The organism is Thermoanaerobaculia bacterium (assembly GCA_035593605.1).
In the GTDB taxonomy this organism is placed as follows: Bacteria; Acidobacteriota; Thermoanaerobaculia; order UBA2201; family DAOSWS01; genus DAOSWS01.
Genome location: DAOSWS010000051.1, coordinates 1 through 5053, shown reverse-complemented (window position 1 = coordinate 5053; position 5053 = coordinate 1). Strand labels below are relative to the sequence as shown.

1 protein-coding gene is annotated in these 5053 nt (G+C 54.8%); it reads left to right on the top strand.

Going from position 1 to position 5053, the window contains the following annotated elements:
- Positions 1 to 242 precede the first annotated feature (242 nt).
- On the top strand, positions 243 to 5053 hold a 4811-nt coding region (locus PLD04_15175), incomplete at its 3' end, for a proprotein convertase P-domain-containing protein (protein HXK69667.1).

Here is a 5053-nt window from a genome sequence, read left to right as displayed (position 1 = left end):
CCTTTGCGACGGGCGTAGTTTTCATCAATACGACGAAGCTGAAGTGCGTGGTGCCTGCGGGATCTGGAACGGTGGACGTCATCGTCACGAATCCCAACGGCCAGCATGGCACGCTCCCGGGAGGGTTTACCTACCCGTAAGGGATGATTCCGGCGTGACGGGGATCACGCCGGATACGCGATAGAGGTGGGACAATCAGAGATGTCAGCGCAGGCGGGAGCTTACTCTGACAGGAGGCAGCCATGAGACGAAGATTATGGTCTATGTTTGCATTGGTGCTGTTGGGAAGCTGTTCCCTCTTTGCCAATCGGCAATTGACTTTTGAGGAACGTGTCGAGGCCCAGCGTGCGATTGAACGAGTCTATTACAACCACCGGATCTGGCCAGACCAGAACAGGAGGGAGAGACCTTCCTTTGAGGAAACCGTCCCGGACGGAATTCTGATGGAGAAGGTGGATTTCTTTCTCGGAGTCACCGAGGCCCTTCGTCAAGGATGGGATATCGACATTACACCGGAACAGATCCAGGCTGAGATGGATCGTATCGCTGCGGAAACGAAGGATCCAGACATGCTTCTCGAACTTTATGGGGCCCTTGGCTGTAATCCCGATCTGATCGCCGAGTGTCTGATCCGTCCCATCCTTGCCGAGCGGCTGGGACGGGATCGTTACGCCTACGATTTGAGGATACACGAGGAATTGCGTAGCCAGGTCGAGGAAATCAGGAAGACTCTTACACCGGAAACCTTCAGGAACGCACCCGCAGGAGCCTATCACCGGGAACAACTGGATGTATCGAACCCGGCAACTCGAAACATCTCGAATAAAGGGCATGATCTGCTCGAGCCGTCTTATATGATCTACCCGGAGGTTCAAGGTGTTATTGTCTTGGAGGAAACCCGGGATGCATTCATCCTGAAACAAACTGTGAGAGGAGCGGCAGGAGAGCTTCATGGTGAGCTTCTCGTCTTTCCAAAGACCCCCTTTGAATTGTGGGTACAATCTGACTATATTGGACCTGGACTCTTCCTGCAGGCACCGAACCCCATCGGCTGGGGATATCGTCTCTCCTTACCCGGCTTATCCGGTTCTTACCGACCGGACAGATGGGTGACAGAATCCTATGTTCCTTCTCCCAGATACAGGCATTCTGCGGTCTGGACGGGCCGGGAGATGATTATCTGGGGAGGATCGTATACCAACACCGGTGGACGATACAATCCAACACTCGATTCCTGGACATCAACCTCTATTGATGGAGCTCCAGAGGAACGATCGGGCCATACCGCCATCTGGACGGGGAAAGAGATGATTGTCTGGGGGGGAACAGGAGGGCCCGGCGGAGAGCTCAATACAGGTGGCCGGTACAATCCAGACACCGATCAGTGGACTCCCCTGTCGCCGCCTGCATGGGTGGTTAAGCGTGAATTTCACACGGCCGTATGGACAGGTGAAGCGATGCTAGTCTGGGGCGGAAGGTGGACTGATGACATAGGAATCCATCCGGTGAATAGCGGTTTTGCCTACTATCCCTCAACCGATAACTGGATAGCCATGAGTACAGTGGACGCCCCTGCGGAACGTTACAGCCATACTGCGGTCTGGACAGGGCTCTACATGATTATCTGGGGAGGAAGAGGGGCCGGTTACCTGAACACCGGTGGCATGTACAACATTCAGGATGACAACTGGACCCCTACTCCAACACTTGGAGCTCCATCTGCCCGGTATGATCACGTTGCCGTATACACAGGCCATGAGATGGTCATTTGGGGCGGGTATGCCTTCGGGAACTTTCCTACCCTGGGAGCGCGGCTGGACCCGGACACGGAAGTTTGGACCGACCTGCCCGAAATCGATGTGCCTGCCGGGCGTTTTAGAGCTTCCGCTGTATGGACCGGAGAATCCATGATCGTGTGGGGTGGAAACGGATGTCTCGATCCACCAACATGCTCTTCCGTAGGGTCTCTCTCTTCCGGAGGGCGCCTGAAGCCAGGTACACGCGATTGGTCATGGACTCCCCTGATCTCAACGGGGGCTCCTATGGGCCGTTACTGGCATTCGGCGATCTGGACGGGTACCGAAATGATTGTCTGGGGAGGATTAAACTACGAAACAGTCTCCTATCCGGAGCAGGGAGGCAGGTATGATCCAGTGCTTGACGCGTGGCGTCCCACCGCCTTCAATGCCCATGTTCCTACAGCCCGCAGCACGCATAGTACCGTGTGGACCGGTACAGAGATGATTATTTGGGGAGGTACCTTAAGCGACTCTAGTGGCGGCAGGTACTTGCCTTCCCTGGATGCATGGTTTACGACATCACAGGATAATGCTCCTCAACCCAGGAGACAGCATGGAGCTGTTTGGACCGGCGAGATTATGTTGATCTGGGGAGGGGAAGCAGGTCTCGTCTACGATCTGGATGGCGGGAAATACAATCCCGTTTCTGACGTGTGGGCTCCAATGTCCATAAGCGGAACCCCACCCCAGGGAAGGGCGCGTCACACGACCCTCTGGACCGGGTCCGAGATGCTGGTCTGGGGTGGATATTACTATCGCTATGATGATGTGCTGGAAGAATATTTATGGACCGATCGCGGAGACGGCGGGCGATATCATCTCTCCACAGATACCTGGTATTCCATTTCCACCGATCCCCCATGCCCCTCTCCCAGAACCTTTCATGCTGATACATGGACGGGTGAAGAGATGATTATCTGGGGAGGATGTTTGGACCTGGAATTGGGAGGGGGAATATATTCTTATACAGTCCTCGGTGATGGGGCAAAGTACGATCCGGATTCCGATGCATGGACTACCATGAGCATCGTTGGAGCCCCGGAAGCCCGGGAGATCCCAGCCGCGACCTGGACGGGATCTGACTTCTTCATCTGGGGAGGAGACATCACGAATTCAGAAGGCTCGGAGATCACGATCTACGATAACGGCGGGAGGTACCGTCCATCCACGGATGAATGGTACTTGATCCCCTCTCTCACTCCGGCCCCTGAGCGGAGAAACATGGCCACGGCAACCTGGACCGGAAGAGAGGTAATTGTCTTTGGCGGAACCAACTGGGATACAGTAAATAATGTGAAGTATCCAAGGGACGGCGGGAGGTATACCTACACCCCTGCAAACCCTGCGGATCCTGGTTCCTGGGAGATAATGCCCGTGGAAGGACAGCCTGCCGGAAGAAGCAACCACAGCGCCATTTGGAGCGGAAACGCATTCATCGTCTGGGGAGGAGGGCCCCAGCGTTCCCTTGGAATTCTGTCACCAAATACGAACCCTATTTCTTCCCCCATGATGGAAAATCCCGGGAACACGGTTGTAATCGGAGGATTGGAGGATCTTCATTTGAACCACGCCCTCCTTCCCTCATGGCGGGATAATGTGGAGATCGGCGAACAATGGATTCCGGATGATTCCGAAGATGGGTGGCATCGCGTACAGTCTCAAATGTGCACCGGCGCAGGAGATTATGCTTCCCCCTTTCATGCCTGGTATGCCGGGGAATCCTCTACCTGTACTTACGATGGAACAGGCGGTGCCGACCTGAAATCCCTCCTTCTTTCCGCTTCCACCCATATTCTGAGAGCCGGGAGCCTCCTCACGTTTCGTTATGTTCTCGGCCTGGATCAGGATCAAGTTTTCAGCGCTACCGATACGCCACTTTCCATTCAGGACGCGCCTTGGGGGGAAATAGCCTCTTCTTCAATCCGGGTAATGAATTCCGGAGTAGTCAACGATTTAAATATAATCGTCAACATTACCCATCCATTCGTTTCAGATCTTAACCTGGTTCTGGAAAGTCCGCAGGGAACGATGATCGTCCTTTCCGACAGGAATGGAGGAATCGGTGCCGATTACACTGCCACCCTTTTCGACGACTCAGGAGCCGTACCCATTGCATCCGGTGTAGCGCCCTTCACGGGGAGCTTCATTCCCGAAGAACCACTGGCAGGCTTTACCGGTGAGCCGGTAGAAGGGTACTGGACGCTGCACGTCCTTGATACAGTTACAGGCAATATCGGCAGGATCCAATCATGGTCCCTCATCCTGACCACAGCCGGGGAAAATGGGGATACCGCCCGTGTAGAAATATCGGACGATGGAGGCGGCACATGGACAGTTGTGGCGGAGGATGTCCATCACTGGCTGTCAACCCATCATGGCATGTCACTAAACGATGACGGATCCTCCTGGCATGCAGCTTCAATCGATGTCGGAAGGATACTCGGAATTACGGAAATAGAAAGCAGAAATGTCCTTGTGCGTTTTGCACTGGAACGCGACGGTGTGGGGGATACCGGAATCGGATGGATCCTTGATGATATAGGTATTGGGGAACCTTCCGGAGATGGGGACAGGATGGATAGTACTGTTACGGCCCCAAACGGGAGTGCGGCCAGGCCTTCTGTTCCATTTCATGACCTGTGGGATGAGGCCAGGTTCGAATGGGATCTTAACGGGGACGGCATTGGAGACAATGCCGACATCACTACACCGAAATGGGACATCCCTCCCGGTGATCTCGGAAATTACGGCCTGGGCCAGCCCGATACCTATACGGTTTATCTAAAGGTCACGGACATCACCGGGCTTTCTTCGACCACTTCGATCGACGTTCACGTCATCGATGGAGTGTTTCCGTTGTCTACGGTATTCATGCCCAATGGCGGAGAATCCTGGGCATATTCCGGGGATGCGGGAAAGCGAAAGAGCCATCTGATCGTCTGGCAAGCCTCGGATAACTTTCCTCCCATGAAGCGAACCAAGCTCAGCTATTCATCCGATGAAGGAGCCAGCTGGACCTGCATCGCCGACTCCTGTACCGATCCCGGAGAATGCCCTGACACTTGTGGGAATGACCAGAACTACTCCGGAAGCGACACTCTTCTGGCATGGGATCAGTCTTTTCTCTGGGACATGCCAACCCAGGAAGAGGCGGCCTCCTCATCCCCGGCCCAGGTATTTCCCTCATCCGCGGCGCGGGTCAAGGTAGACGTCTGGGACGAGTCGGGGAACCATGCCTCGGACACCAGTGATGC